The organism is Pseudoalteromonas gelatinilytica (assembly GCF_001641615.1).
Classification (GTDB): domain Bacteria; phylum Pseudomonadota; class Gammaproteobacteria; order Enterobacterales; family Alteromonadaceae; genus Pseudoalteromonas; species Pseudoalteromonas gelatinilytica.
Window position 1 is genome coordinate 165,463 of sequence record NZ_LRRU01000018.1, and the last position, 21,708, is coordinate 187,170.

Annotated in this window: 17 protein-coding genes; 10 read left to right on the forward strand and 7 right to left on the reverse strand. The window is 42.6% G+C overall.

The features are described 5' to 3' along the window. Nucleotides 1-55: 55 nt before the first annotated feature. Nucleotides 56-3,154: an efflux RND transporter permease subunit gene (locus tag NH153_RS09430; RefSeq protein ID WP_063703184.1), complete on the reverse strand. Its 3,099-nt coding sequence runs from the start codon at nucleotides 3,152-3,154 to the stop codon at nucleotides 56-58. A gap of 3 nt (nucleotides 3,155-3,157) precedes the next feature. After that, on the reverse strand, nucleotides 3,158-4,210 hold the full coding sequence (locus tag NH153_RS09435; RefSeq protein WP_063703532.1) for an efflux RND transporter periplasmic adaptor subunit: 1,053 nt from the start codon (nucleotides 4,208-4,210) through the stop codon (nucleotides 3,158-3,160). A 241-nt stretch (nucleotides 4,211-4,451) separates the two neighbouring features. On the opposite strand from NH153_RS09435, the gene NH153_RS09440 reads away from it, so the two are divergent. The 4 genes from NH153_RS09440 to NH153_RS09455 all read left to right on the forward strand — a co-directional run bounded on the left by NH153_RS09440 (nucleotide 4,452) and on the right by NH153_RS09455 (nucleotide 7,811). After that, complete coding sequence (locus NH153_RS09440; RefSeq protein WP_063703186.1) at nucleotides 4,452-5,159, forward strand: DUF2982 domain-containing protein; 708 nt, start codon at nucleotides 4,452-4,454, stop codon at nucleotides 5,157-5,159. A 33-nt stretch (nucleotides 5,160-5,192) separates the two neighbouring features. Continuing rightward, entirely contained in the window at nucleotides 5,193-5,525 is a 333-nt protein-coding gene (locus NH153_RS09445) for a hypothetical protein (protein WP_063703190.1), read from the forward strand. A gap of 83 nt (nucleotides 5,526-5,608) precedes the next feature. After that, complete coding sequence (locus NH153_RS09450) at nucleotides 5,609-7,288, forward strand: Lcl C-terminal domain-containing protein (protein WP_063703192.1); 1,680 nt, start codon at nucleotides 5,609-5,611, stop codon at nucleotides 7,286-7,288. 1 nt (nucleotide 7,289) lies between these two features. Beyond that, a complete protein-coding gene (locus tag NH153_RS09455) occupies nucleotides 7,290-7,811 on the forward strand; it encodes an Lcl C-terminal domain-containing protein (RefSeq protein WP_063703194.1) in 522 nt (173 codons plus the stop codon). Here the strand turns inward: NH153_RS09455 and NH153_RS09460 are convergent. Then, entirely contained in the window at nucleotides 7,799-8,908 is a 1,110-nt protein-coding gene (locus NH153_RS09460; RefSeq protein ID WP_063703197.1) for a tRNA nucleotidyltransferase/poly(A) polymerase-related protein, read from the reverse strand. The two genes, NH153_RS09455 and NH153_RS09460, sit on opposite strands and share 13 nt — an antisense overlap. A gap of 125 nt (nucleotides 8,909-9,033) precedes the next feature. On the opposite strand from NH153_RS09460, the gene NH153_RS09465 reads away from it, so the two are divergent. After that, nucleotides 9,034-9,954 (forward strand): ExeA family protein, encoded by a 921-nt coding sequence (locus NH153_RS09465; RefSeq protein WP_063703198.1) that lies wholly within the window; start codon nucleotides 9,034-9,036, stop codon nucleotides 9,952-9,954. Between the two features lie 13 nt (nucleotides 9,955-9,967). Beyond that, nucleotides 9,968-11,035 carry a general secretion pathway protein GspB gene (locus NH153_RS09470; RefSeq protein ID WP_063703199.1) on the forward strand — a complete coding sequence of 356 codons (1,068 nt, stop codon included), beginning with the start codon at nucleotides 9,968-9,970 and terminating at the stop codon, nucleotides 11,033-11,035. Between the two features lie 20 nt (nucleotides 11,036-11,055). Here the strand turns inward: NH153_RS09470 and NH153_RS09475 are convergent, their stop codons facing one another. Continuing rightward, complete coding sequence (locus NH153_RS09475; protein ID WP_063703201.1) at nucleotides 11,056-12,264, reverse strand: cyclic di-GMP phosphodiesterase; 1,209 nt, start codon at nucleotides 12,262-12,264, stop codon at nucleotides 11,056-11,058. 161 nt (nucleotides 12,265-12,425) lie between these two features. Further along, the gene (gene putA, locus NH153_RS09480) at nucleotides 12,426-16,229 is read right to left on the reverse strand and encodes a bifunctional proline dehydrogenase/L-glutamate gamma-semialdehyde dehydrogenase PutA (protein WP_063703204.1); all 3,804 of its coding nucleotides are present in this window, start codon (nucleotides 16,227-16,229) and stop codon (nucleotides 12,426-12,428) included. Between the two features lie 166 nt (nucleotides 16,230-16,395). On the opposite strand from putA, the gene NH153_RS09485 reads away from it, so the two are divergent. Beyond that, complete coding sequence (locus NH153_RS09485) at nucleotides 16,396-16,878, forward strand: winged helix-turn-helix transcriptional regulator (RefSeq protein WP_054551119.1); 483 nt, start codon at nucleotides 16,396-16,398, stop codon at nucleotides 16,876-16,878. Nucleotides 16,879-16,926: 48 nt separating this feature from the next. Here the strand turns inward: NH153_RS09485 and NH153_RS09490 are convergent, their stop codons facing one another. Further along, nucleotides 16,927-17,526, reverse strand: coding sequence for a TIGR04211 family SH3 domain-containing protein (locus NH153_RS09490; protein ID WP_063703206.1), 600 nt, complete (start codon nucleotides 17,524-17,526; stop codon nucleotides 16,927-16,929). A gap of 213 nt (nucleotides 17,527-17,739) precedes the next feature. On the opposite strand from NH153_RS09490, the gene NH153_RS09495 reads away from it, so the two are divergent. The 3 genes from NH153_RS09495 to NH153_RS09505 all read left to right on the forward strand — a co-directional run bounded on the left by NH153_RS09495 (nucleotide 17,740) and on the right by NH153_RS09505 (nucleotide 20,392). Further along, nucleotides 17,740-19,260 carry a CYTH and CHAD domain-containing protein gene (locus NH153_RS09495; RefSeq protein WP_063703208.1) on the forward strand — a complete coding sequence of 507 codons (1,521 nt, stop codon included), beginning with the start codon at nucleotides 17,740-17,742 and terminating at the stop codon, nucleotides 19,258-19,260. Nucleotides 19,261-19,297: 37 nt separating this feature from the next. Beyond that, on the forward strand, nucleotides 19,298-19,918 hold the full coding sequence (locus NH153_RS09500) for an START domain-containing protein (protein WP_158679722.1): 621 nt from the start codon (nucleotides 19,298-19,300) through the stop codon (nucleotides 19,916-19,918). A 69-nt stretch (nucleotides 19,919-19,987) separates the two neighbouring features. Next, nucleotides 19,988-20,392, forward strand: a complete 405-nt coding sequence (locus NH153_RS09505; RefSeq protein ID WP_063703212.1) for a diacylglycerol kinase — start codon at nucleotides 19,988-19,990, stop codon at nucleotides 20,390-20,392. 52 nt (nucleotides 20,393-20,444) lie between these two features. On the opposite strand, the gene metK is transcribed toward NH153_RS09505, so the two are convergent. Next, on the reverse strand, nucleotides 20,445-21,596 hold the full coding sequence (gene metK / locus NH153_RS09510) for a methionine adenosyltransferase (RefSeq protein ID WP_063703215.1): 1,152 nt from the start codon (nucleotides 21,594-21,596) through the stop codon (nucleotides 20,445-20,447). Nucleotides 21,597-21,708 lie beyond the last annotated feature (112 nt).

Consider the following 21,708-nt stretch of genomic DNA (forward strand, 5'->3'; position numbering starts at 1 on the left):
TAGCCGAAAAAACAAAACGCCGTAAAGACGGCGTTTTGTTAAAGCTCAAGCTCGTTTAAATTTCTTCTAACGGCTTGTCTTTTGCTTGCTGCTCTAACTTGCTCTGTAAGTACTCAGGCGACTGGGTATTTCTGGCAAGTGCGCTGTATGCAGCAGGTACGACGAATAAGGTCAGTAAGGTTGCAACAATAACACCAGTAAATACCACCACACCAATTACCATACGGCTTTCTGCACCTGGGCCACTTGCAAGTACCAGCGGTACTGAGCTCATCACGGTGGTCAATGAGGTCATAATAATTGGGCGTAAACGTTGTGTCGCAGCTTGGGTAATCGCTTCGTTAAACTCCACACCTTTATCGCGCAGTTGGTTCGCGAACTCAACAATCAAGATACCGTTTTTCGCACTCAAACCTATCAGCATTACGATACCAATTTGGCTGTAAATATTCAGAGTAAGTCCGGTGTACCACAAACCAAATAATGCACCCACTAAACCAAGTGGTACTGTAAGCATGATCACAAATGGGTGAATAAAGCTTTCAAACTGGGCTGCAAGTACTAAGAAGGTGACTGTCAGTGCCAGTATGAATACATAGGTCATCGCCGATGCACCTTCATAGAACAGCTGCGATTCACCCTTGTAGTCAATTGCACCGTCGATGTCGTTTTCTTCTGCTGCAACTTGATTTAAGAAGTTAAGTGCTTCTTCTAGGGTATAACCATCTGCTAAGTTCGCACTTAAAGTAATTGCGCGCATACGGTTATAACGGTTTAAACGCGATGCAGTGGCTTCTTCTTTTAAGCTAATTAAGCTATCTAGCGGCACTAATTCGCCACTACGTGATTTTAAATAGATATTTGAGATATCAGTTGGGTTAGCAAAGTCTTCTTTGGTGCCTTTTAAAATCACATCGTATTCTTCACCGCGGTCGATAAAGGTGGTTACGCGGCGTTGGCCTAACATGGTTTCAAGCGTGCGGCCCACATCTGATACAGAAACCCCTAAATCAGCGGCTTTGTTTTTATCAATGTTGATTAAAAACTGCGGGAATGTTTCTTTGTAATCATGATCGATTCTTACCAAGCCTGGGTTTTTCTCAGCACGCTTAATAATACGGTCTCGCCAATCGGCTAGCTGGTCGTAATCGTTACCTTGCAGTACAAATTCAATCGGACGAGATGAACCGCCGCCACCAATACCACGGCGCATAATGGCAAACGCACGCACATCAGTCACTTCAGTCATTTTACCGCTGATTTCGTCCATCACTTCCCAGGTTGAGCGCTTACGCTTATCCCAATCAGCCATACCAATGATAGCAACACCGCCTTGACCACCCCAGCCTGGCACACGAACAAGCACTCGGCTCAATTCACCAGACTCAGAGTAAGGCATTAAACGTTCTTCAATTTTAGCCATGTTTGCAGCGTTATTTTCATAACTCGCGCCCTCAGGGCCACTCATCATGATAAAGAAAGTACCGCGGTCTTCTTTTGGCGTAAGCTCTGATGGCACTTTTTGAAATAGCATAAAGCTAGCAACACCGGCCAAAATCATAGTCAGTAGTAAGCTCCACTTACGGCTCATATTTGAGGTGAGTGAGTTACGGTAGGCATTTTCGATTTTGTTAAAGCTTCTATCCATCCACTGGCTAAACTTGCTTTCTTTTTCTGATGACTTCAACACTTTTGAGCAAAGCGCTGGAGAAAGCGTTAACGCAGTAATACTAGAGAAGAACACCGCGGCGCTTACCGCCATCGCAAATTCGGTAAAGAGGGCACCGATACGGCCATCCATAAACACCAGAGGTACGAATACCGCAATCAATACGAGGGTCGTTGCTATAATCGCAAAGCCAACTTCACGGGCACCACGAAATGCAGCAAGTAGTGGTGGTTCGCCTAATTCGATACGGCGGTGAATGTTCTCGAGCATAACAATCGCATCATCCACCACTAAACCAATTGCCAGCACGAGGGCTAGAAGAGTCAGTAAGTTGATTGAATAACCCATAGCCAGCAAGAACATAAAGCTACCCACTAACGCCACAGGTACGGTTACAGCAGGCACTAGGGTTGCGCGGATATTGCCTAAAAACAGGTAAATAACTAAGACAACTAGCGCCATTGAAATAACGAGTGTGCGATAAACTTCGTCAATCGATTCTTTGATGAAAATTGAAGAGTCATAGCTGTCTTGAATGGTGGTGCCTTCTGGCAGGTTACGCTTAATTTTTTCAAGCTCTGCGCGGGCATTATCAACCACGGTTAGGGTATTAGCTTTGGCTTGTTTGACGATACCCAAACCAATCATGTTACGGCCATTACCACGGAATAAGCTTTCGTCGTCCGCGGCTTCTAAGTGCACATCAGCCACTTCACCTAAACGCACTAAATAGCCGTCTTCACCCCGTTTGATCACTAGGTTTCGAAAGTCTTGTTGATCTTTATAACTACGCGCAGTACGCACTGTAAAATCGCGGTCGATAGATTCGATTTCACCGGCAGGTAATTCAACGTTTTCAGTACGTAAAGTGGTTTCAATATCACTACTGGTAATACCGCGCGCAGCCATTGCTTTACGGTTTAACCAGATTTTCATTGCGTATTTACGCTCGCCACCCACGCGCACGTTTGAGACACCATCAACAACGGCTAATCGGTCAACAATAAAACGCTGCGCGTAATCAGATAACTGCAATGAATCCATGGTGGTACTGTTTAGTACGAACCAAGCAATTGGGCTTTCATCACTGTTTGATTTAGACACCTCTGGCGGGCGAACCTGCTCAGGTAAGCTATCAAGGGCACGGGCTACACGCTCACGTACATCGTTTGATGCGGCATCAATATCGCGGCTAATATTAAATTCAATGGTGATATTTGAGCGGCCATTTCGGCTCGATGAGTTAATACTTTTAATGCCTTCGATACCCGAAATACGGTTTTCGAGGACTTGGGTTATTTTCGTTTCAATGATCTCTGCGCTAGCACCTGTGTATTCAGTGCTAACACTAACAATCGGTGTTTCAATATCTGGGTACTCGCGCAGTGGCAGCATAGAAAATGCCACCAAGCCAAAGGTGAGTAATAATAGGTTTATTACGATCGCGAAGACCGGGCGCTTAACGCTAGTATCAGTAATTTTCATGGTTTAGCCCTTGATACTTACTTTGCTGCCAGTACGGATCTTAATGATGCCTTCAGTCACAACTTGTTGGCCATTTTCAAGGCCTTTATCAATGGCTACCCAGCCATTGTGACGACCAGCCACATGCACTTCGACTTTGTTTGCAACGCCATCTTCAATTTGGAACACATAGTGTTTGTCTTGTTGCGGGATCACGGCTTTCTCAGGCACCATAAGTGCTTGGCTTGAGCTTAACTCTAAGGCAGTGTTTAACAGCATACCAGGGCGTAATAAACCGCTCTTATTGATAAAGCTGGCAGTCACTTCAACGCTACGGGTAATTGAGTCTATGCGCGAGCTAATGTGAGTGACTTTACCGGTAAAAGTTTTTTCTGGGTAAGCATCATTTTGCGTCATCACTTTCATACCGAGTTGCAGTTGCGCTAAGTATTTTTCTGGCACTTTAAAATCAACTTTGATAATGCTGATATCATCAAGTGTCGTAATGTTGGTTGTGCTATTTACATAGGTACCAATTGAAATTTCACGCTTACCAAGCAAACCTGAAAAAGGCGCTTTAATCGTCATCTCGGCCAATTTTGTTTTTGCACTTTCAAGTTGTGCTTCGGTTGCGTCAACACGTGATAGCTGCTCTTCTAGTAACGACTTAGCAGTGGCTTGTGAGCGAGATAACTCAGTGAGGCGTTCAAGTTGGCGGCGCTCTTCTCGTAAATTGATGCTTAATTCTTTTACTGCTAATTCTTCTTCTTGCGATTGCAGTTGAACAAGCTTTTGACCTTTATTTACTAAATCGCCATCGTTGAAAAAAATATCGGTAACATAATCGTTTTGTGCACTACGCAAGTAAATCGCTTGGTTAGCACGAGCACTACCAATTGCTTCAATCAGCACTGCATTTTCTTCGGCGACAACAGTATGTGCTGTCACTTGAGTTGCGCTATTACCAAAATTGCTCTGCTCACCTTGGCTTGAAGGTAAATACAAATAAATACATAACCCTAGCAAAAGGGTAATAATAAATGGAAAAAGAGCTTTGCCAGATTGTGTAGAATACATCATTGTGTTACCAGAAAATTAGTTGAGTGTAGTGTACAAAATTAGTACGTGCACCGTATGTCAGGTATCTCATATATTTGTGCATTTAGCGTAAAAGTTAAAAGTTCGGCTAGTTTGTTCCTTTATTGTGACTAAAAAAGAGGTTTTAGTATGAGTAAAGAGCCAAAGTGTAATTATTGTTTAACGCTTAGAAAGATAGTTTTGGTCACAATTGTGATGTTTATTTTTTATTTTTCTGTTTATGGGTAAGAAATGTCCTGCACTTAGCGTGCGCGCTCAAGCATCTCGCCATGGCAGTGAGTTTTTGGTTGTAGGCGGTATTGGGCTGATCATTATTATGCTGGTTAACATATTGAGACCTGGCGAAATTAGCCTTGTTGAAATCTTTTTAGCAACAAGCTGTATTGCTGCGCTGTTTATTGGCTTTTTAAAAACGCAAGAGCCATACTTTAGCCTAACATTTACTCAGAATTTACTTATTTATCATCACAAAGTTGGGAATTGGCAGCTAAATCGTGCTAATTTTCATCATAGTGGTATACCAAAAGTGGAACAGGGCTTAGAATACCTTGAGTTAAACGCAGTTGGTATTAAACTCAATAACATAGATGAATTTTTAACACAGATTCACCCAAGAATTGCCGGACGATTACTAATAGAGCAACGTCATTTATTTATGCAAGTTATTCAAAAACATTGCAAAAATGGTGATTGCCCATCAGAATGGTTAATAGAAGAGACGGACTACACTGCCCCAAGTGGTCAGCTTTACAAAGGATTGATTGCCATGTTTGCCAATCGTACGCAGCATTTAAGGCAATTGACAGGATACGATTTATTACTGCCTGCCAATGTACTTGATGTTGATATTTGGCAATTTAGTGCTGATTTGAATCGTTGGAAACTGAATCCTAATGAGTTTATAGAGACTCGCTTGCAGAAAATGTAAGCTTTAGGTGGCAGAAAGTAGTAGGAAAAGGCTATGAGTCAAGAACGTTCTTTTATTAAAAGCGGTCGAAACACAATTATACACAAAGATAAAAAACTTGATTTAGTGATAGTGAATGGTGAAAACCATCCACGTATTAAAGTGACCCAAAATGGCCTTGAGCCTTTCAAAGAAGATCTGCCAAAAAACCGTCGTGAAGCGAAAGAGCGCTATCTAGAGATGGTTTATGTAACCAGTCCAGATGTGTTCGCAGAAGAAAAACGTTTACTGTTTATCCAAGCCCTAGATGGTCGAGAGTATAAAGTCGACTACAGTAAAATCGGCACAAAGCTTTTCGTTCGTATCCACCAAGAAAGTTATTTATAACTCCTAGTCTGGCACTTTAATTGCTTGTTATTAGCTTATTTGGCAGTCGGCCTTAACCGACTTTTCATTTTAAGGTGGTAAACATGAGATTAGTGCCTCTTGCCCTCGTTGCATTAACGACATTAACAGCCTGTGGTGGCGGTGGCGGTTCGAGTGACTCGAGCATAACCGCTGCAACCGTTAATGCGGGCACAGATCAGCAAATCATTGAAAAAAGTGAGTTTACTGTATCTGCAAAAGGCTCTCCAAGCGATGGAACCTTCACTTGGGAGCGAGTCAGTGGCCCAGCATTAGAAGGTTTTCCTGCTGAGGGTGCTGAACAAACTGTTACTGCTCCTGATATTAAGCTCGATTCAGAGCTTGTGTTGAAAGTGAATTATCAAACCGATGATGGGCAACTTGTTTCCGATCAAGTCAGTATTTTTATTACTTCCAATAACCAACTTCCTGTTGCTGTTATTACCCAAACTGCGCCAGAAGAGTTGCCATCACAATACAATGATGTGATCACATTAAGCGGCGAAGAATCTGCTGATATCGATGAAAATGGCTCGGTTGACAGTTATTTGTGGACGCAACTTGATGGCCCAGATTTAACCGCTGATAGTTATACAAATCAAACAATTAGTTTTACTCACCCATTACTTGAATCAAATACAGCAATGACATGGCGCTTGACTGTAACCGATGATGAAGGTGGCTCGGCGAGTACTGAGGCGTCGTTTACCTTAAACAAAACGGTTGAGGTTATTATTGCTGATGCAGGGGAAGACCAGCAGGTTATCGAGTTTGATACCGTAACCCTTGATGCCAGCAACAGTGAAATTGTGACAGCAACAAAATCATGTTTTTGGGAGCAGTTAACAGGCGAAACAGTGACGTTGGCAAACCAGAACCAATGTATCACGACGTTTGTAGCCCCTGATGTCGATACTGATTCAGAGCTTAGTTTTGAAGTTACCGTGACAGACAGTAAATCGCGTAGCGACACAGATACGGTAATTATCGATATAAGTCCAAAACCGTTGGGATTAATTAACGATACCGGTATGAGCGATTGCTATAACAACTCGCAAAAAATTAATTGCGGCAGCGAAGACTTCCCAAGCCAAGACGCAGACATAGGCCGTGACAGTGTCGCTAATCAACTAGATAAAGTCGGTCAGGGTGACCTGGCGTTTGATTTTACCAAAATGAATGAATATGCCGACGAACTTCCTGATGATGCGACCAGCTTTAGTTGTGTACGCGATAACGTGACGGGCCTTATTTGGGAAGTAAAAGAAGCAAGTTCAACATTACCGCCGTCAACAACCGATCGTGCAGCAACAAACCATTATACCTGGTATTTAAATGGTTCAAGTGGTGTGCAAACGGGCAGTGTTCAAGGGGCTGCGAGCTCTACTTGCCCAAGCACCAGCAACTGTGGCCTGCAAACTTACATTAATGATGTAAACAGCAGCGATTTTTGCGGTGGTACAAATTGGCGTGTGCCCACTTACACCGAATTATTAGGGTTATTAGATTATGCCAAGCAAGGTGAGTCTTCGATACTTAATAGTGACTTTTTCCCAAATCAACCGAGCGACACGCAACTAAGTACAGATGGCAGTTCGTTTATGCCTTATTGGACTTCGCAAACCGCGGCAGATGGAACAAGTTTGTCGCAAGCTTATATTATCGATATGAGTAGTGCGAATGATTTAGCGTATCCAAAAAGTAACACTGCCTTTGTGCGCTTAGTTAGAACGCCGGGAGAGTAATATGCGAAACTTATCTTTAATCACAGCACTTACCGTAATCGCTCTGCAATCGAGTTATGCCGCTGCGCAAGTATGTTATAGCGCCGTCACTGAGACGACGCCTGATAGCCGCTTTACTATCAATGAGGATGGTACAGTAAGTGACAGCGAAACGGGTCTTATGTGGCAACGTTGTACGTTTGGCCAAAGTTATGATAGTGACACGGATACTTGCGAGGGCACGAGCCAGCAGCTTACATGGGGCGAAGCTTTACGCGGGGCCGAAAACGCAACGTTTGCTGATTACACTGATTGGCATGTGCCAAATGTAAAAGAGTTAGCAAGTATCTTAGAGCATAGTTGTGTACAGCCTAGTATCAACGAAACGGCATTTTTATCGACTAAGCTGCAAAACTATTGGAGCAGTACTTCAGGGATCAGTCGTACCGATCTTGCTTGGGTGTACCAATTTGATAAAGGCATAAACAGCCTGCACGCAAAAACGTCCGATGTTTATTTGCGTTTGGTGCGCTACGAAAAGTAACTGTAAATAACTTCTAACCGCGCTTGCTCAAGCGCGGTTTTTATTTCTGCGCCTTTAATACCTTGAGCAATAAATTGCTGCGGACTAACTGCTCGTGCTTGCTTAGCTGCCTTTGTGAGCGACTCAAAACAGCTAACAGGTTGTTGCTGACTTATTTCTAACACCTTCAATACTTGCTCAAAACGCTCAGGGCGACGCCATAAATCAAGTTGATTAAAGCAAGCAAAAACAGCTTCGCTAGTCGGTTTTTCTGCACTTAACGTTGTTTGATGAGTTTGGCTAAATAGCGCTAAATCACGTACTTCATTAGGTAAGCGAATGTTGCTAGCTATCGTTTTTATCTCATCGCTTGAAAGCGATAAAGTAACTTGGCTAAATAACAACGCAGTGTCGTTAATTTGTAGTTTGTTAGCATAGTCAAAACGTGCTTGAAACGTATTGTAAAGCTCATCACACCATTTACTTTCAAGCTCAGGGCTAATCACATGCAGGCCGTTGATGCTGGCAAGTACATTTAGAAACTCGCTAAATGCGCCATCACTGAGGGATTTTTCGCATTCCAACCAAACGCGCTCAGCGGTGAGGGTACTCAGTTCACCGGCTTTAACCATCTCGGTTAATAGTGATAGGGTTTCTGGGGCGATAGTAAAGCCTAGGTAATGATAACGAGCAGCAAAACGCGCTACTCGCAATATGCGTAGAGGGTCTTCACTAAAGGCATCGGAGACATGACGTAATACACGATTTTCAAGATCTTGCTGGCCAGAAAATGGGTCAACTAAGCTGCCATCTTGGGCTTGAGCAATGGCGTTTACGGTGAGATCTCGACGAATTAAGTCTTGCTCTAAAGTGACATCAGGCGCGAAATCACAAATGAACCCCGTGTAACCTTGGCCTTGTTTTCGCTCGGTACGGGCTAGCGCATATTCTTCTTTACTTTTAGGGTGTAAAAATACCGGAAAATCTTTTCCAACTTGTTGATAGCCTTGGCTGATAAGTTGCTCGGGCGTTGCACCAACCACCACATAATCGCGCTCTTTAACGTCACGACCAAGTAGGGCATCTCTCACTGCGCCACCGACTAAATAAACCTGCATAAAACACCTAAAATTTTGCCTTTTCGCTATTTTACGTTATTTAACCAATAAAATGTAAACAAGGTTTTAAGTAGCGATGTTTTTTGCCATTATAGACCGTGATTTTAAACGCAAGGAATAACACGGTGTATTTAAGCTATTTTGGCTTGTCAGAAAAACCCTTTTCGATTGCCCCTAATCCTGAGTATTTATTTCTTAGTGAGCGCCATAAAGAGGCATTAGCACATCTTACCTACGGATTAGGTGAAGCGGGTGGCTTCGTTCTGTTAACAGGCGAAGTGGGTACAGGTAAAACAACACTAACAAGAAGTCTGCAAGAGCAGTTACCTGAAAACACCCAAGTCGCACAAATTCATAACCCAGCTTTGTCACAGCTCGAACTGCTTGCCAGTATTTGTGATGAGTTGAAAATTGAGTATGACAGCGCGAATGCGACATTAAAAACGCTTACTGATGTTATTAAAAAACATCTAGAGGCAAATAATCAAGCAGGCGGTCATACCATCTTAATTATTGATGAAGCACAATTACTCGCACCAGATGTGCTAGAGCAATTGCGCTTATTGACGAATATCGAAACGGATCACAAAAAGCTACTGCAAATTGTGTTAGTTGGGCAACCAGAGTTACAAGAGTTATTAAAACGTACTGAATTAAGACAACTAGCTCAGCGTATAACGGCACGTTATCACTTATTACCATTAACGGAAGGGCAAGTATTTGCCTATGTTAAGCATCGCTTGTTTAAAGCGGGTACAGAGCAAGCCTTGTTCTCAGGTGATGCGTTAAAAGCAATTTATCAAGTCACTCAAGGTGTACCAAGATTAATCAATTTATTGTGTGAGCGTTGTTTAGTAGGGGCTTTTTCGCAGCAAAAATTGAGTGTTGATAGTGAGCTTGTGATGCGCTCAGCTGCTGAAGCATTGCCACCCACGAGTACACCAATGGCCACAGTAGCAAATAAAGAGCCGAGTTATGTGTGGCTTTATCCCGTTTCATTTTTAGCCGTATTAGGAATGGGTATTGGTTTATCCTACCTAATATAACGAGTGTTCATTTATGTCATTATTATTAGATGCAATTAAACAGTCTGGTCAGCACGAACAAACCGCGGTTGACCACGACCAAGCAGCGCTTGCGCTCAAACAACAACAAGAACTTACACGCTATCGCCGCTTAGCTTTTTCATTTGGCTTATTATTGGCGGCCATTTTAACCTTGATGGCAGGCTTTTCAATTGGTAAATGGTTACAACAAAATAAACCATTTGCTGAGCAGCCAAAAGTTGTGAATAACAGCAATGAAGCCACAGAAAACGCTACGACTGAGGCTCAAGTAAGCCCTGAATCGCAACAACCCGCTAAGCAAGATCAAGTTGCCCAACCACACACTCAGCAAGCTGCTAATAACCCAGCTCAAGTAACCACAATGTCGCAACAAGGGCAGTTGATGCAACCAGCCATGGGGCAGCAACAAATGATGCAGCAGGTGCCAGTGCAAGGACAGCAATACCAGTGGGTGCAAGTTCCGGTAAATTCAGCACCTGTGTACGCGAATCAAGGTTATCAAGTACAGCCGCAATATCAGCAGCAAGCTGTGTATCAAAATCAGCCTGTATATCAATCGCAGCCACAATTTTCTCAACCAATGCAAATGCAGCAGATTAACCCGCAACAAATGAGCAGCAATGGCATTGATCTAAGTAAGTATAAGGTGCTGGGTAAGCCACTTGATGGTCAACCAACTCAACCCGCATCGCAATCATCAACAAATGATGAGTTAAGAGATGTGCCAGATACCTTAAAGGATGCCTTTGCTAAAGCGGTTGAAGATGTTGATAACGCACACAGTGTTGATATTACTCGAAGCACTAAAAATACCTCGTATGCTGAGCCGATTGAGCTATTACCCGATGCGCTGCAAAGCCTAATTCCTACCATTAAATATCAAGCGCATATCTATGCGTCTGAATCATCAAAGCGTTGGATTAAGTTAAACGGTAGAGAATTATACGAAGGCGATAACATTGGTGTGCTATCTGTGGTTGAAATTACCCCTGAGCAAAGCTTATTAAGCTACGATGGCTATGAGTTTACCCTAAAAGCATTACAAGACTGGCCTGAATAGCCAGTCTTTACTTTAAGGGATTAAGGTAAAATCGCGTTCTTAAAAAAGCGGATCAGATCGATATTAAATTCAGCAGGCCTGACTGCTGATTCTAAACTGTCATGACAGCGGCTGTTTGCCAAATCAATATCCTGCACTTCGGTATAACGCGCATGTTTAGCGTGATAAAACACTTTAACTTGAGGTTTTAAAGGGCTGGTTGGGTTACTGTGAGTGACCACACCTAACTTTTGACTTTCAAGTTTCACTAAGGTGCCAACCGGGTGAATACCAATACATTGAATAAACTTAGTGACTAGGTCTCCATCAAAGCTATCTGGGCAGCCTTCTTTGAGAATTTTAAATGCCTTAATTGGCTCCATGCCTGCTTTGTAGACCCGCTCAGCGGTTAGTGCATCATACACATCGACAATCGAAGCCATGCGCACATACAAGCTGATCTCTTCACCACTTTTACCAAACGGATAGCCACTACCGTCTAAGCGCTCGTGATGGAATCCTGCAATATCCACCGCAATTCCACTTAAACCTGACTGCTCTAAAATTTCTTTGCTAAAGCGAGCGTGGTCTTGAATGGTTTTATATTCGTCATCGGTTAACTTGCCTGGTTTATTAAGTATTTCATCAGGAATGTTTATTTTGCCGATATCGTGTAGTAATGCGCCGGTGGCAATTTCTTGGATTATCGATTTTTCTATTCCTAAATGTTTGGCAAAAATACTGATTAAAATCGAAACATTGATTGAATGTTCAAGCAGATAGGCATCTTTTTCGCGCATACGTGTGATACAAGCAAGCGCATCTTGGTTACGAAAAACCGAATCAATAAAACCACTTGCGAGGTCTTTAAAAGGGGCGATATCAATTTTGTTGCCATCGCGGATATCATCAAATGCTTTGCTTTGCAGTGTTCTTGCTTCGTTGTATAAGCTGTTTGCTTTGCTCATTTCTGCTGACACGCTATGGCTGGTGTGCCAAGGATTAAAGGTCTCTGAATTGGTCGCAGGTTTCGCAATATCTTGTTGCTCGACCACTTTATTATCACTGTCTAAAGTCAGTGTTTTATCCGGATCGATTGAAATTTCTAATATACCTGCCTTGATCAGTTTATCTATACTTCCCTGCGTTTTTACCCAACCTTGGTTTTTTATACGGATCTTGCCTGTTTGTTTTGTCACGCTTTGTACAAACATGCCCGGCTTAAGTTGATTGATAGGGAGTGTTTTCAAGGCCTTTACTTCTAGTCAAATACAATACTATAAAACTAGCAGAAAATTTGTACCTCGGTAAATAAGAATAATGAAAAGGTATCTTTAATACTAAAAAGCCCCCGCAAAATGCGAGGGCTTTTAATTTACTCAGGGAATGGTAACTCCCTTACTGAATACGATTATTCGTCGTCTTCAACTAAGGTCATTAGAGATGTATTACCACCTGATGCCGTTGTATCAATACTGATTGTTTTCTCAGTTAATAAACGTTTAATTAGCGTGTCGTAGTACTCTGAGCTGATCACTGGCAGAATCGCACCTTTACGTTGTGCTAGCTGCTGGCTGAAGTAGCCTAAGCGTGATGAACGTGCAGCAACAACTGCACCAGCAAGGTGAGGGTGCGCTAAAATTGCTTGTAACTGATTAGGTTTAGCAACTTGGAATACACCTTCAGCAATACCTGTAGAGATAAACTTGTCTCTGAACGCAACCGCTTCTTCGTAGAATAACTCTGATGCAACAGTAATTACGGTGTTACCTGCCGCAAGTGCTGTGATAATCGAAATTGCCCAGAAGTTAAATGACGTACTCTTATCAGCATAACAAACCACACAGCCACGAGGCTCTAAGTGAAGCGTGTTTGATTCACCCGTTGGTCCCGGTAATACAGTGTGCTTACGCATGTGTTTTTCAAGGCGGTTAAGCTGCGCACGTGCATCAGCTAGTGTTAATGCTAAGTCATCAGCTAGCTCGTCGATGATCTCTACCGTTGCTACTTTCGCAAGTAATTGACGTACAGCAGAAACACGGTCGTTTAGCGGTGTCGCACGCCAGATTTTCTCGTCGCGTAATGAATTTTCCATCAGCTTAGCAACTTGCTCAGCTGCACCAGAGAAGTTATGTGTATCTAACTCATCAGGTGTTAGGTTTGTCATTTGGACGTTATCTGGTGATGCTTTTTCTTTCACTAGACGTTGTAAGTAGTTTGGACCACCGGCTTTAGGACCAGTACCAGAAAGACCACGGCCACCGAAAGGTTGTACGCCTACAATCGCACCGATCATATTACGGTTGATGTAAACGTTACCTGCACGTGACATCTTCGCTAAGTATTCACAACGTTCTTCGATACGTGAATGAACACCCATCGTTAGACCGAAGCCAGTGCCATTTACTTGGTCAATTACGTTATCAAGCTCTGAGCCTTTGAAACGGATGATGTGTACACATGGGCCAAATACTTCGCGCTTAAGTACAGATAAATCTTTGATTTCGTATAAACGAGGCGCAAAGAAGTAAGCACCATTTTCGTTGTTATCAGGGATCGCACATTCGTAATGAAGTGTTGCGTTACCTTTTAAGTACTCAACGTGCTCGTTTAGGTTCTTCAGTGCTTTCTCGTCGATAACCGGACCGATATCCGTTGAAAGTAGTGAAGGATCGCCAACATGAAGCTCTTTTAAAGCGCCTTTGATCATATCAATGATGCCGTCTGCAACGTCTTCTTGTAAGAACAACACACGTAGCGCAGAACAACGTTGACCAGCACTTTGGAAACCTGAGCTGATCACATCGTCAACAACTTGCTCTGGTAGAGCCGTTGAGTCAACGATCATACAGTTTTGACCACCGGTTTCAGCGATAAGCGGTACTTGGATATCATTACGCGCAGCAAGCGTTTGCGAAATAACAGTACCGGTTTCAGTTGAACCTGTGAACATAACTGCTTGAATACGCTCATCAGGAACGATTGTTTTACCTACTTCGCTACCACGAGCAATAACAGGTTGTACAACGTGCTCTGGTAAGCCAACAGATAGCATAAGTTCAATCGTACGAAGGGCGATTAAACTTGTTTGCTCAGCAGGTTTTGCAATAACCGTGTTACCTGTCACGATAGCTGCAGCAACTTGGCCTAAGAAGATAGCAAGAGGGAAGTTCCATGGGCTGATACATAAGATCACACCACGCGCTTCAAAACGCTCGTCTTGTGATAATTCTTCAGCACGTGCAGCGTAGTAGCGGCAGAAATCCACAGCTTCACGTACTTCATCGATACCGTCTTGAGTTACTTTACCCGCTTCTTTGATACACAGAGCCACTAACTCATCGTGGTGACGTTCTAGGATATCAGCAACGCGGCGTAGTAAGTTTGCGCGTTCTTTAACAGGTGTTTGTGACCATGATTCAAATGCTTTTTCTGCATTTTCTAAAAGTGCAGTCATCTCTTCTGATGATTGTAACTTCACATGACCAATGATTTCTTTATGGTTTGCAGGGTTCTTAACTGGGATAGAACCTTCTGGCACTGCGCTTAATTCAATGCGGTGCTCAGCAAACCAAGTATCAAGGTTTTCTTTAAATGGTGTAATAACATTGATGTCAGTTAAGTCCATGCCTTTCGAGTTTGGACGCTCATCACCATATAAATCAATTGGCATCTTAATTTGCGTGTTGTACTTGTTACGTAAACCTTGCAGCGTTTCTACAGGGTCTGGTAATAGTGATTCAACTGGTTTAGTGGTATCAACAATCGCATTTACGAATGAAGAGTTAGCACCGTTTTCTAATAAACGACGTACTAAGTAGGCAAGTAAGTCTTCGTGTTGACCTACAGGTGCGTAAACACGACATTGAATTTTTTCTTGCTCAACGATTTGGTCGAATAATGACTCACCCATACCGTGTAGGCGTTGGAATTCGAAACCTTCATGGTCACCTTTAGCAACTTCTAAAATAGTTGCCGCAGTGTAGGCGTTGTGTGTAGCAAATTGCGGGTAAAGTACATCGCGCGCTTCAAGTAGTTTGATAGCACATGCTTTGTACGAAACGTCAGTCGTCGCTTTACGTGTAAATACCGGGTAGTGATCTAAACCATCTTGTTGAGTGGTTTTGATTTCTGTATCCCAGTATGCGCCTTTAACAAGACGAACCATTAATTTACGACCAACGCGGCGGGCAAGTTCTGCAACCCATTCAACCACAAAAATAGCGCGTTTTTGGTATGCTTGAACGGCTAAACCAAAGCCATTCCAGTTACCTAAATCGTCATCGCTGAATACCGCTTCAATGATATCTAATGAGATGTCTAAACGGTCAGCTTCTTCAGCATCAACAGTGAAGCCGATGTCGTAGCTTTTAGCTGCAAGTGCAAGCTCTTTTAGCTTAGGTACGATTTCAGCCATCACACGCTCACGATGAGTAAACTCATAACGTGGGTGAATCGCAGAAATTTTAACTGAGATACCAGGGCTCTTGATTGGGCCACGGCCATTTGCTGCTTTACCAATCGCGTGGATTGCCGTCATGTAGCTTTGAAAGTAACGCTCAGCATCTTTCATGGTGCGCGCGCCTTCACCTAGCATATCGTATGAGTATACGTAGCCTTTTTGCTCTTTATCAGCAGCACGTTCAATCGCTTCGTTAATAGTACGACCCATAACGAATTGCTTACCCATGATCTTCATTGCGAAGTTCACAGATTTACGAATAACAGGCTCACCTAGACGACCAATTGTTTTCTTCAGAACACCGAATTGCTGTTCTTTAGATTTGTCGCTGTAGTTAACCATTTTACCAGTTACTAACAGGCCCCAAGACGATGCATTTACAAATAGAGAGTCACTGCTACCTAAGTGCGAGCTCCAGTCACCTTTAGCAAGTTTGTCACGAATTAGTGAGTCTTGCGTTGCTTTGTCTGGTACACGTAGTAGTGCTTCTGCTAAACACATTAATACCACACCTTCTTCACTTGAAAGTGAGAACTCGTTTAGTAGTGCATCTACACCGCTTTGACCATCCTGATCGCGACGGATATTTAAAACCATTTGACGAGCACGTTCCCACGCTCGGCTACGCGCTTTCACGCCTACTTCAGCCAAAGGCAAAATGTGATCAATCACCGCATTTTCATCAATACGGTAGAAATCACGGATCTTTTGTCTAATTGGACATTCAGTTGTCAAATCGCCATTAAATAGCATAAGTAACCCTCTGGTATGTGGAGTCTAGAAATGAACTTATTGCATTTCTTACCATTGATATAATTCGTGCATTCTAATTAAAATCCAGCAGAATATGCTGGTTAAATTTTTCGATTTACGATAATTTACAGGGCATACCGTTAACTTAGCCGCATAAAATTCTGTTATGACCAGTCCGAATAGATTACGCATGTTAGATCGCATCGATTTAGCAATTTTAGACGCTCTGCAAAAAAATGGCAGAATATCGAACGTAAACCTCGCAAAACAGGTAAACCTGAGCCCAAGCCCGTGTCTCGATCGCGTAAAACGTTTAGAACAAGAAGGCTACATCGAAGGCTATTACGCAAAGCTTAGCGAAGCAAAACTTAACCAGAGCTTGTTAGCACATGTGCAGGTATCGTTAGTGACTTCGAATACATCAGTATTTAAAGTGTTTCGCGAATATATTTTAAATATTCCTCAAGTTGTTGAATGCGACATGGTGGCTGGTGGCTATGACTACTTATTAAAAGTACGAGTCTCAGATATGGATGAATATCGCCAAGTATTGGGTGATTTAGTGGATATTCCGGGGGTGGGGACACACCACACCTATATGGTGATCGAAAAAATTAAACAAGATACCGGATTAAGATTCGATATATAGATACAAAAAAAGCACCAACAGGTGCTTTTTTAATGACTATTTAGTAGCTTATGCCCAGCCGTCGTAACGTTTACGACGAGATAACACCACCGTTAAGATAATACCTATCAGTAAGCCTATAAATGCAATTGCACCGCCATAAGTAAGTAGCTGGCGTTTCTCTTTTGCACTTGCTGTTTGCTTAGCGTTACGCTCAGATTCAATGGTATTTTTTAGCGTTTCGATTTGCTCACTCAGGGCTGCGTTTTGCTCTGTTAGTAATTTGTTCTGTTCTTGAAGTTGTGGCAGTTCAATTTCAGCCTGACGAAGTTGCTCTTGCATTACCGTCATGTCGTTATTCAATGCCTGAAATTGTTGTTGGATACCGGCGTTTTCAGTGATGAATTTTGATTCAACCCAGCCTTCGCGATCTTTATCGTCACGAATTTTAAAGTAGCCGTTATCTTCACCTGATAACAACACAATTTGAGTACCCGCATCAACTGAACCCAAAATGCGGTAGTTTTTGCTCGGACCTGAATGCATAAAGGTGTACAGGTTATCGACTATGTAGGCGGTGTTTTGGCTGTCGCTGCTTGGCGCTTCTTCTGCGTAGCTAATAAAAGAGGTGGCCGCAAGGAGCAACCCAAAAATACACTGTTTTAACATCAATCTGCCTTGTTAATGTGATCTTGCCTAGAAGTGGCTAAATTTATAATTTCTTTATGTATAGAGATAGTAGGGATTTCAACTATTAATAGCAAGGCTGATATTGTAATCCATGGATGAGCTTGGTCGCAAAAATCAGGAAAAAATTTGCATTAAGTAGCTGCTTTGTTTATTTTGATCACTTATTTATTTTAAATGTACTCCGCAAAACGAATGGATACTGAGATAGAACTGAAGTTTTTGGTGTCAGATGCCGTTGTTCCACTGATCCCCGCATTAATTACCCAATTTGCAAAAACCGTTACCAACAAACCGTCGCGCAGCTTACAAAATGCTTATTACGATACGCCAAGCCGAGAATTACGTGCTTTAGATATTGGCTTACGTACTCGCTGTTGTGACAACCAGTGTGAGCAAACGATTAAGCTTGCTGGCGAAGTCGTTGGTGGCTTACATCAACGCCCAGAATACAACTTACCACTAACAGGTAACCGCCCAGATTTACTCGCATTTGATGCTGCTATTTGGCCTCATGGTATGCAAGTGGGTGCTATTGCAGAGAATTTATACCCAATTTTTAGCACTAACTTTATTCGCCGTACTTGGTTAATTGAAACTAATAACGGTGCAAAAATTGAAGTGGTGTTAGATAAAGGTGAAGTTGCGGCATCGGGTCAGGTTGAGCCAATTTCTGAACTTGAAATCGAACTAATCGAAGGTAGTCGTAGTGAGTTGTTTGCACTGGCTGATAAATTGGTTAGTGAAAGCCATGTTCGCTTAGGGCTTTATTCTAAAGCAGCACGGGGCTATCGCCTTGCGGATGACAAACCATTAAAAGCAAGTAAATCAATTGGTTTTGTGCCGCTAAAAAGCGATGCCACACAAGAGCAAGCGCTGGTAGAAAGTATCAACTACGCGATTCGATTTGTGCAAAAACATGAGGCCTGTTACTTCATTAAACCTAGTCTAAAAACTCTTAAGCGTGTCACAGACGGTATTCGTTTAATTCGCCATACGTTTTGGCTGTTTGATGACATTGTCAGTAAAGACGACACCGACTCATTGCGCACAGAGTTAAAGTGGTTATTGAGCGAATTAGCGTGGGTTGAAAACGCAATTCAACTAAAAACCTATACATCAAAGCGTCACGCATACTACAAAAAAATCAACAGTGCGCCTGAGCTCACGCAAGTTATTAATGACTTAAAAGAGTTACAGCCAAGCATTGAAGATATCGAAACTCTGTTCCATAGCACCCGATATAACCGCTTACTATTGCAATTAACAACGTGGTTAATTGAAAAGCAATGGCGTAAATCATGGGGGCAAGCTGAGTTTCAGGCAGCAGAAAAACCGGTTGCCGATATTGCTAAGCGTTTATTTGCCAAAGATTGGCACGACATGCATGAGCTTATCCCTGAGCAGCAAGTATTTACCGATAAAGACTATTTATCACTGCGCACTCGCTTAGAAAACTCATTGCTTAGTGGCAACTGTTTAGGTGCTTTGTTCGATAAAGAAGACAGAAACGAGTTTCGTATGCCATGGGTCGATATCTCTCATGGTATTTACGAGTTAAGTACGCTTGAGTATCTAAAGCAGTTATGCGCAGGACAAGACGATTTAGAGCTGGCAAAAATTCAAGCATGGCTTGATCAAAAGTCAGAGTTTTTAGTCAGTGCAATGGAGCAAAGCCGTCACGCTTCATTTAATACTGATCCCTATTGGCTGTAAGTAAATGCGCTTTTGCCTATGGATGGGGTTAGCTTGGTTGAGTATATCAGCCTGGGCTAACCCTATTGAATGGCAAACCTACAAACAGCAAGACGACATCACCGTAAGCTATAAAAAGCATGAAACCGGTATTATTGAAATTAAAGCTTCTGTGCTGGTGAAAAATGCCAAAGCCAGTGACTTTATGGCATTGCTCAGTGATACCGACAACGCTGCTAACTGGCTTGAGAATGTCAAAAGCGTGACGCTAATGGAGCGCTTAAGTCCCTCAGAAACCCTTGTTTATACTCATTTTAATTCACCTTGGCCGGTGTCAGACCGTGACTTGGTGAGTTATTCTTGTTATCACGCTTTAGATGAGCACAAAACCGAGTTACAAATCAAAAGTCAGCCTTATGCAAAAGCCGAAGTTGCAGGGCTTGTACGCATCAAAGATCTCACCGCTTATTGGCGCTTAGAACAGCAACAAAGTAACTTGTTAGTGAGCCATCAAGCCTATGCTGATCCAAGCGGTTCCATTCCGCATTGGTTAAGTAACAAAGTGTCGTTAAAAAGTGTTTATAAAACTCTGCAAGCACTGAGAGAACAATTAACCAACAATCAGTTTTCTAGAGCGAATACACGCAGCATTCCCGGCACGTGTCAGCCGTTAAATTAGCTCATCATCGGGTGACATCGCTTAGATTTACACATATCATCGCTGTAATTGCGATTTTGAAGGGTTACCATGAAAGAGCCAAAAATTCCCTTAGTTAATAAGCCAAATGGCATGGGCTTTGGGCGTATTTTAAAAGCAACAAAATGTTCTATTAAAGGTTTTAAAGCGGCATTTAAAGAAGAGTCTGCATTTCGTTCTGAAATTTATCTAGGCGTGTGTTTATTACCCTTATCTGTCGTACTTGCGCAGTCATTAAATCATTGGCTAGTACTGTTTATTCCTTATTTATTATTGTTAATTGTCGAGTTACTTAACTCGTCGATAGAAGCGCTGACTGACCGAGTAGGGATTGAGTACCATGTGTTATCGGGTCGTGCTAAAGATATGGCCTCTGCGGCAGTAACATTGTCACTGCTTATTCTTGCTTTGGTATGGGGTGTGGCTGTTTACGAAAAAATAGTAACCTACCTTTAAATCAGACATAAAAAAAGCGCCGAAAGGCGCTTCTTTCATTTTATCTAACCTATTACAGGCCAGCAGCTGCGCGAAGTGCGTCTGCTTTGTCTGTACGCTCCCAAGGGAACTCATCACGACCGAAGTGACCGTAAGCCGCAGTCGGTTGATAGATAGGACGCTCAAGATCAAGCATTTGGATTAAGCCGTAAGGGCGTAGGTCGAAGTGCTCACGTACTAATTCGATTAGACGTGCTTCTTCTAATTTACCAGTACCAAATGTCTCGATGCTGATAGATGTTGGCTCTGCAACACCGATAGCGTAAGAAACTTGTAGCTCACACTTGTCAGCAAGGCCAGCAGCAACCACGTTTTTAGCAACGTAACGTGCAGCGTATGCAGCTGAGCGGTCAACTTTTGATGGATCTTTACCAGAGAAAGCACCACCACCGTGACGAGCCATACCGCCGTATGTATCAACGATGATTTTACGACCTGTAAGACCACAGTCACCCATAGGACCACCGATTACGAAACGGCCAGTTGGGTTGATGAAGAACTTAGTTGCGCTAGAGATAAGCTCAGCTGGAAGAACTGGCTTAATGATCGTTTCCATTACCGCTTCAACTAAGTCGTTTTGTGAGATTGAATCACAGTGTTGAGTTGAAAGAACAACTGCATCAATACCAACAGGCTTACCATTTTCGTAAGCAAATGTTACTTGAGATTTAGCATCTGGGCGTAACCAGTTAAGCTCACCGCTCTTACGAACTTCAGCTTGACGCTGAACTAGACGGTGTGAATAAGTGATTGGTGCAGGCATTAAAACATCAGTTTCGTTACATGCATAACCGAACATTAAACCTTGGTCACCAGCGCCTTGGTCTTCTGGACGAGCACGGTCAACACCTTGGTTGATGTCTGGAGATTGTTTACCGATAGTGTTTAGGATTGCACAAGAGTCAGCATCGAAACCCATATCTGAGTGTGTGTAACCGATTTCACGTACTGTTTTACGTGTGATTTCTTCGATATCAACCCAAGCGCTAGTAGTGATTTCACCACCAACCATAACCATACCAGTCTTAACGTAAGTCTCACATGCAACACGGGCATGAGAATCTTGCTCTAAGATAGCATCTAGAACCGCGTCAGAGATTTGGTCCGCGATTTTATCCGGATGACCTTCAGAAACAGATTCAGAAGTAAATAAATGTTTTGCCATTGTATTTCTGCTCACAAATATTGCGCTTCACAAACGTCGGTAATAGCGCTAAAAAATTAAGGGGCGTATTTTATCTAAAACAAATATGTTTGCATAGTAATTTTACGCCTAG

What these genes read in the sequence shown, in the direction of transcription:
- NH153_RS09430 (WP_063703184.1), bottom strand. Translation starts at nt 3,154, where the DNA reads ATGAAAATTACTGATACTAGCGTTAAGCGCCCGGTCTTCGCGATCGTA.
- NH153_RS09435 (WP_063703532.1), bottom strand. Translation starts at nt 4,210, where the DNA reads ATGTATTCTACACAATCTGGCAAAGCTCTTTTTCCATTTATTATTACC.
- NH153_RS09440 (WP_063703186.1), top strand. Translation starts at nt 4,452, where the DNA reads ATGGGTAAGAAATGTCCTGCACTTAGCGTGCGCGCTCAAGCATCTCGC.
- NH153_RS09445 (WP_063703190.1), top strand. Translation starts at nt 5,193, where the DNA reads ATGAGTCAAGAACGTTCTTTTATTAAAAGCGGTCGAAACACAATTATA.
- NH153_RS09450 (WP_063703192.1), top strand. Translation starts at nt 5,609, where the DNA reads ATGAGATTAGTGCCTCTTGCCCTCGTTGCATTAACGACATTAACAGCC.
- NH153_RS09455 (WP_063703194.1), top strand. Translation starts at nt 7,290, where the DNA reads ATGCGAAACTTATCTTTAATCACAGCACTTACCGTAATCGCTCTGCAA.
- NH153_RS09460 (WP_063703197.1), bottom strand. Translation starts at nt 8,908, where the DNA reads ATGCAGGTTTATTTAGTCGGTGGCGCAGTGAGAGATGCCCTACTTGGT.
- NH153_RS09470 (WP_063703199.1), top strand. Translation starts at nt 9,968, where the DNA reads ATGTCATTATTATTAGATGCAATTAAACAGTCTGGTCAGCACGAACAA.
- putA (WP_063703204.1), bottom strand. Translation starts at nt 16,229, where the DNA reads ATGCTATTTAATGGCGATTTGACAACTGAATGTCCAATTAGACAAAAG.
- NH153_RS09485 (WP_054551119.1), top strand. Translation starts at nt 16,396, where the DNA reads ATGACCAGTCCGAATAGATTACGCATGTTAGATCGCATCGATTTAGCA.
- NH153_RS09490 (WP_063703206.1), bottom strand. Translation starts at nt 17,526, where the DNA reads ATGTTAAAACAGTGTATTTTTGGGTTGCTCCTTGCGGCCACCTCTTTT.
- NH153_RS09495 (WP_063703208.1), top strand. Translation starts at nt 17,740, where the DNA reads ATGGATACTGAGATAGAACTGAAGTTTTTGGTGTCAGATGCCGTTGTT.
- NH153_RS09505 (WP_063703212.1), top strand. Translation starts at nt 19,988, where the DNA reads ATGAAAGAGCCAAAAATTCCCTTAGTTAATAAGCCAAATGGCATGGGC.
- metK (WP_063703215.1), bottom strand. Translation starts at nt 21,596, where the DNA reads ATGGCAAAACATTTATTTACTTCTGAATCTGTTTCTGAAGGTCATCCG.